Source organism: uncultured Campylobacter sp., from assembly GCF_938045595.1.
In the GTDB taxonomy this organism is placed as follows: Bacteria; Campylobacterota; Campylobacteria; order Campylobacterales; family Campylobacteraceae; genus Campylobacter_B.
On record NZ_CALIBB010000320.1, the window covers coordinates 1 to 6,526 of the forward strand.

7 protein-coding genes and 1 tRNA gene are annotated in these 6,526 nt (G+C 45.2%); 4 read left to right on the plus strand and 4 right to left on the minus strand.

What is annotated here, in order from left to right; all coding sequences use genetic code 11:
* From Q0340_RS12265 to Q0340_RS12275, 3 genes are all read right to left on the minus strand, one after another.
* The coding region (locus tag Q0340_RS12265) for a hypothetical protein (RefSeq protein WP_298083536.1) at positions 1-472 on the minus strand (472 nt) is incomplete at its 3' end.
* A 238-nt stretch (positions 473-710) separates the two neighbouring features.
* A tRNA-Lys gene (locus Q0340_RS12270) sits at positions 711-786 on the minus strand.
* 252 nt (positions 787-1,038) lie between these two features.
* On the minus strand, positions 1,039-1,854 hold the full coding sequence (locus Q0340_RS12275; protein ID WP_005872227.1) for a lipid-binding SYLF domain-containing protein: 816 nt from the start codon (positions 1,852-1,854) through the stop codon (positions 1,039-1,041).
* A 108-nt stretch (positions 1,855-1,962) separates the two neighbouring features.
* Between Q0340_RS12275 and Q0340_RS12280 the strand changes: the two genes are divergently transcribed.
* From Q0340_RS12280 to Q0340_RS12290, 3 genes are all read left to right on the plus strand, one after another.
* Positions 1,963-2,775, plus strand: coding sequence for a M23 family metallopeptidase (locus Q0340_RS12280; protein ID WP_298083537.1), 813 nt, complete (start codon positions 1,963-1,965; stop codon positions 2,773-2,775).
* Positions 2,776-2,800: 25 nt separating this feature from the next.
* Complete coding sequence (locus Q0340_RS12285; protein ID WP_298083538.1) at positions 2,801-4,702, plus strand: hypothetical protein; 1,902 nt, start codon at positions 2,801-2,803, stop codon at positions 4,700-4,702.
* 144 nt (positions 4,703-4,846) lie between these two features.
* Positions 4,847-5,410 carry a methylated-DNA--[protein]-cysteine S-methyltransferase gene (locus tag Q0340_RS12290; RefSeq protein ID WP_298083539.1) on the plus strand — a complete coding sequence of 188 codons (564 nt, stop codon included), beginning with the start codon at positions 4,847-4,849 and terminating at the stop codon, positions 5,408-5,410.
* 70 nt (positions 5,411-5,480) lie between these two features.
* Here the strand turns inward: Q0340_RS12290 and Q0340_RS12295 are convergent, their stop codons facing one another.
* Positions 5,481-5,777: a hypothetical protein gene (locus Q0340_RS12295; protein ID WP_298083540.1), complete on the minus strand. Its 297-nt coding sequence runs from the start codon at positions 5,775-5,777 to the stop codon at positions 5,481-5,483.
* Between the two features lie 285 nt (positions 5,778-6,062).
* Here Q0340_RS12295 and Q0340_RS12300 point away from each other — a divergent pair, with 285 nt between their 5' ends.
* On the plus strand, positions 6,063-6,221 hold the full coding sequence (locus tag Q0340_RS12300) for a hypothetical protein (RefSeq protein WP_298029432.1): 159 nt from the start codon (positions 6,063-6,065) through the stop codon (positions 6,219-6,221).
* Positions 6,222-6,526 lie beyond the last annotated feature (305 nt).

The following is a 6,526-nucleotide window of genomic DNA, read 5'->3' on the forward strand; positions in this document are numbered from 1 at the left end:
AATAATCCAGTATCGGCATAATATCCTTTTTGCTTATCTTGTTTATATCTTTGTCACAAATATCCCTTAAAGCTTTAAAGCTCATATCTCGTCTTTTAGAAGTTGCTAATGCAACATTGCCGTTATGTCTGCGAAACTGTCTATAAACGCTTGCCAGAGTATTTTTAGCAGGAGTTAGCTTAGCAGAATCATCTATCATTAAATCTTTAAGAGTTTCTTTGGCTTTGCTTAGGCTTATCTCATCTGCATTACCTAAAGACTTAATCAGCTTGCCGCCTATGCAATAGTGATAGTGCCTATGGATTGTTTGCTCTCCCTTTTTATTAAATGAGCGGTAAAATCTAACTGCTATATGCTCATCTATCATTTCTACCATAGTATTTTTGCGATAAGGCAGGGAGAAATTTCTAATGACTTTATCGGGGTCTGTTTTAAAAGCTGGATCGTCTTTAATTTTAGAAAAAACCTTCATAACTACTTATCCTTTAAAATTTAATATAGTTTCATAGGGCAAATTATAAAAGTTTCCAAAGAGTTTAACAAGTTTAAGAGCTACTATACATTTTTTAATATATAGTAGTTTCTCTTAAACCGCCTGTATAATCTAGCGTTTTTAGCATTTGAAATTTTTTTGAAAAAATTTGAAAAAGCCGTAAAACAGGGCTTTTAAAAAAATCAAAAAACTAAAAATAGGGGGGAAATTTGATAGATGGTGTCCCGTGTAGGATTCGAACCTACGGCCGCCTGATTAAGAGTCAGATGCTCTACCAACTGAGCTAACGAGACAAGAATTGTAATTGTAGTGATAAAAATATAAAAAACTGATTAAATTTTATAAAAATTTCGTTAAATTCCATAAAATTTTATTCGGTCTTTATATATCCAATAACTTATAAAATTAAATAAAATACTTTAGTAAAGAATCAATAAATCTTTCTAAAATAACCTATGCGCTTCAATTTCACGCTTGCGCGCTCTTGCACAAATCAACGCAAAGCCAGAACAAGAAGCCCCATAAACGGGGCTTGGCTCGATAATTTATTTTGCTTTTTTAGCCTTTTTGCTTCGCGTAGCCTTAGCGTGAGTTCTAGGAGAGCGGTTTGAGATGATCGGCTTACCGTCAGGATATTTTTTCTGCACGTGATTTACAGGTATCGCCGCACTGCTGCTAGCGCCGTATTTCTCGCCGTTTGTAAAATACTTCCTCATCACTTCTTTCCATCTTTTTGCGTATTTATTCGCGCGCGGAGAGTCATTTAAGATGTCCTCGTAGTCGTAAATTCTCTCATAGAAGTCGTTAGTTAGTTGATCGTCGATAGTGATTCTGCCGTTGTCGATCGAGACGCCTAGGTAGACGCCTGTTTGCTCGCCCGGGCTTACCATCCATGCAGAAATATCAGGCAGATCGGTTGCGCGACCGGTTCTTCTACCTACGCCGCCTGCTGCGGCACCTACATTGATCTCAAGGGTGTCTGTGCCAGTAAAAATGTCTTGATATGACTTCGTAGTATGGAAGATCATCACGATGTCGCTCGTCTCATAGCCTGCTTGCAAGCCTACGCCGTAGCCTTTATATTTGATAAAAATCGGCGAACTCCACTCGCCGTTCTCGCCTTTGACGCTAAAAATTCCATCGCCGTATTGTAGCGATGCGCCCGCAGCTAAACGTTTTACGTCGGTTAGGATTGCGACGGCTTTGGCGCTGGTTAGATAGCGCTCATCGGTGCCGAAGTTATTAGCCGCTACGAAAGATCTAACGACGTTAGTAGCCGCTATAACCTCTTGATTTGCCACGACGTCCGCGTGCAAAAGACCGCAAAGTGCAACAGATGCTAGAAGCAAAAACTTTTTCATCATTTAATCCTTTTAAAATTGAATTTTCGTTATTATAACAGCAATTTCATTTGTTTTAGCTAATTTTTAACAAAAAATTGATGAAAAATAACGAATTTTGGAAAATTTATGAAATTTCTAGCTATTTTTGCACTTTTGGCGATCAAAATTTTCGCTTTAGACATAGTAAACGGTGACGTTATTATCTTAAAATTAGATAAAAGCACAACCGAGTTGAGCTTTGGCTCGAAGCAAATTCCTCTCATCACGGCTCCAAATTCTAGCGATAAAATCGCCGTTTTAGCAGCGAATTACCGTGCTAAGAGAGATTTCGCGCTGCGGATAGTAGATCAAAGCGGCAGCCACGAGCAGATCGTTGCTTTGAAAAAGGGTGAGTATAAAAAAGAGGCTCTAAGTGTCGCTCCTGGTAAAGTTAAACCACCTAAAGAAGCCGCCGCGCGTATCAAAAAAGAGCTCGACGAAGCCAACGCGATCTATGCGATCACCACGCCGCGCTATCTTTTTTCCACGCCGTTTGAGCTGCCTTTAAACTCCAAAATAACCTCTGCATTCGGCAATGCCCGCACCTTTAATGGCGAGCTTAAAAGCTATCACAGCGGCACCGATTATCGTGCCGCGGTAGGCACTGCGGTGCGCGCTGCCAACGACGGCATTGTAGTCATCGCCAAAGACCGCTACTACGCGGGCGGCTCGGTCGTGATCGATCACGGCGGCGGCATCTATTCGCAGTACTATCATCTAAGCGAGATCAAAGTGACGCTTGGCGATCACGTTCGCAAAGGCGATGAAATCGCACTTTCGGGCGAGAGCGGTAGAGTTAGCGGTCCGCATCTGCACTTCGGCATCGCGATTAATGGCGTGAGCGTCAATCCGCTAAGCTTCGTCGCTAAATTTAATGAAGTGGTTTTTGGCGAGCGCTAAAATGCCCTACAATCCGAAGGAGTTGATGAAAAAAATTCTCGCAGACAGCGATTTTAAGCTAAAAGGCTCGGTAAAAGGTCGTGTGCGCGTCGCGAGTAGGGACGGAGCGATCGTAAATTTTACCGCCGCGGACTTCGGCGTGCAGAGCCTAAGCGATAAGATCGCGCTTAGCGGCGAGCAGTTCGAGCGATTTAGAGCTAGAATTTTTGGGATTTTAAACTCCGGCGGACGCGAGCTTGCAGGCAGGCTCACGCTCTCTTCTACGCCCAAAAAGAAAGCCCGCGCAGATCGTCTCCGCGCAGCGGATGGTTATGGTTATGCGGAGTTTGACGGCGCCTGCGATTTTGGTAGCTTTTGCGAAGGAGATTCGGGCGCAGTTTCGCCCGAGGCTGGCGACAGCTTGGCAAAGACTTCGTATGCCACAAATGCAAGGTGTGGCGATTTTTCTGCGCGCAGCGCTCAGAGTGCGCAAGGCTTTACTTCGCAGGCGGAATTTCAAGATGTTTCGCAAGCAGAATTTTATGGTGCAGCTCGGGCGGAATTTTGCGTAGATACCACGTGGGATACGGCGCGCGAGAATTTAATTTTGCAAAATGATGCTGCGCAGGATGACATGAGTGTGGGGCTCGCCGCTAGTTTCGAAGAGAGCGCAAATGCGAGAAGTAAAAATTTTATGCCGCAAAGCTCTGTGTCTGCGAATTCTGCCAAAGGGCAAAGCTTCATTCCTGCATCGCGAAATTTTATTTCCGCGCAAAGCTCTGCGCTCGTGAAAGATTCCGTATTTGGGGCGCAAAATTCTAATTTTATGGCTCAAACGGAGAATTTTGCAGCTAAAAATTCGTTTGTAGCAGAGCAGGGCACGGACTTACGAAGTAAAAATTCTACGGCACAAAGCTCTGCATCAAAAAATTCCACTTTCGTAAATTCTGCGCTTGATATAAAGTGCGCAAATGATTGTGGGCCTCAAGGCTCCGAGTTTGCCAAGAAGCAAAGCGCTAATTTCGCTAGCTGCCGTGCCGTAAATTTTGCCTCGGAAAATGTCTTGGAATCCGCGTTTCAAGATGAGAATTTCGTCGGTGAGGATTCAATGTGCTTGGCAAAAGGGCAAAATTACGCGTCCGAAAATTCCGCCGGGCAAAATTTAGAGCAGAAAAGCTCCGCACAAGAGCGACATCCTTTAAATTTGCCGCCGCAAGCGGGAAATAAATTTGCGCTCGAATTTGAGCGATCAGCGCAGCCTGCGTTAACGGGCGAGAATTCTACGTTTGCTTCTTCTATGGCGGAGGGGGCGCTTGGTGATGAGCCCGCGTCCGCAGCTTTTGGAAGTGAATCAACTTTTGCGACTAAGCCCGTAAATTTCTATGGCAAGCCTGCGCGCAAAGCGCCTACGAAAGAGCGCGCGAGCCTTCGAGAGCGTCCGCAGGCTCTGCCTATTGCAAGCGCTTCGCGTCCTATCTCGCTACCGCAAGCGCCTAGAGCTAGGCTCATCGAGCTTAAGCCGCGTTTCATAGGCATCGCGCATAGGATTAAAATTTCGTTTTTGAAAAAGAGCGCGAGCGAGCCTGGCGAAGGGGTTTTGGCGCGTGTTCGCATTCCGCTTTTGATGGAGAATTTCGGTCTTAATGATATTTTGTCGTCCACGGCGAGCTACCAAATGGCGAAAAAGATGGTGCGCACGATCGCTGATCTTTACATCGCCAAGGACCTGCGCGGCGTGCACATAGGCGTGCCGGTGCGCCTTGAAATGGGCTTTAAAAGCGGTATCTCCGACGTCAGCAACCACGCCTTTATCTTTAAGCTCATCGAGGACAGCCTCGTCAAAAACGGCGTCATCGACGACGACAATGCAGATATCGTGCGCGAGATCAAGCTTTTTAAGCAAGACGTTTTCGACGGGGTTTTAGTAAATATCATGCAGTTTGAGTAGAGGCTTTGCGGCGCCTCGCGTGTAAATTTTAAAAAATTCGCGTTACCGCATGAAATTCCATCGTTTTCGAGCTTTAGCTTGCACTGGCAGCAAGCGCTTTTTAAAATTTTTTGATCAAACCAGTAAAAATTTGAAAGGATTGAGATGCAAAAAGCCTTTTTTAATTCGCCTATTGGAATGCTTGAAATTCAGGATGACGAGATCGGGATCTGCAGTATCGACTGGGTCAAAAGCTCTGCCTGCAGCCCCAATGATGAGATCTTTAAAAAACACGACGCAGGGCTTAAATTCGGCTTTGTGCGTGCAGCGGATGATAAAGGACGCGATTTAAGGCTTAGCGATTTAAGAAAGAATTTGGCTCTTTGCACCGACGAGCTTGGCGCATATTTCAGGGGCGAGCTTGAAAGCTTTAGCGTTAAACTGAGCCAAAATGGCACGCAGTTTCAAAAGTCCGTGTGGAGCGCGCTTTTAGAGATCCCTTACGGCGAGGTCGTAACATACGGCGCGCTAGCCGCGGCTATCGGCAGACCGCGCGCAAGCCGAGCAGTAGGCAGCGCAAATGGCAAAAACAAGATCCCAATCATCGTGCCGTGCCACCGCGTCGTAGCTTCGGGCGGGCTCGGCGGATACAGCGGCGCGGGCGGCGTAGCGACCAAAGCATGGCTGCTAAACTTCGAAAGAGAAAGCTTAGCCAAATTTGGCAAGTAAAATTCCGTTAAATTATGCCTTGCAGGCACGGCGCTGATTTTAAAATTTTACCGTGAGATGCTGCGAAATTTCATAAAGCGATTTTGTAAGTTTCTAGTTTTGCGGCGACCAAGGTAGTTAAAATTTGGCAAGAAGCGAAGCCTACTTGAAGCTCTAATTTGGAATTTATCGCGCCGCAGACGCCTGCTATGAGTGGTTGAAATTTTTCGCAGCGGTAAAATTTAGCCTCACGAAATTCTACGCTGAAGTCCTTTGATAAATTTTCATCTTGCGTGCATTTAGTGCGGCAGCGCGTAAAGCAGCAAAATTTTGAATCCCTTTCGTGAAAATAGGCAAGGAAGCAAGGTTTTGCGGCGGAATTTTGCATAGCCTAAAAATTCTATGCTGCCGCGCTGTAAGGGTAAAATTCAACGCCGCTGTATCAAAGCAAAGTAAAATTTTAATTGCGCTTGTCAGGCATGGTTAAAATCCGCGCAGAAGCGGTAAGCGGGGCAGAATTTATCTCAGCGGCAACGTGACTAAATAAAATTCTATAAATCCACGAAGCGGGCGGTATCCCAGCAGAAACGGCATTGTCCTAGCCAAGCTTCTTGCGTAAGCAGCGGGCGCGTCAAAGATAAAATTTTTCACGAAGACGGCAAAGTACAGCAGTATGCCGCTAGAGTCACCTGACGAAGATGAAATTCTACGCAAAGAGAGCGAGATGAATTTTGCGCAAAGACCGCGCTATTTGCTGAAATTCGCGCAAAAGCAGTATTCTTTTAAAAAATTCCTAGTAGCGGTAGCGTTCGTCGGCGAAGCTCGCCTTTGAGGCGGTGGCGTTTTGCTAAGGCTTTTTGCGAAATCGACGTTGCATAGCAAAGTAATTGTAAAAGCGGCGAGCGTGCTGCAGATAAAATTCTTAGCAAAAGCGGCGCAGAGCGAAATTCTTACGCAATACACACGGCAAAGATAAAATTCGCCAAGCAACTACGAGCGAAAACCCCAGTAAATTCGGCGAAACTTGGTAGAACGAAGAATTTTTATCAAATCTACGCAGCTTTGCCAAATTCTTAAATTAGCCAAAATTTTCTATCAGATCGCTAAAAATTTTAGCTAAATTTTCGACGTCGCTAA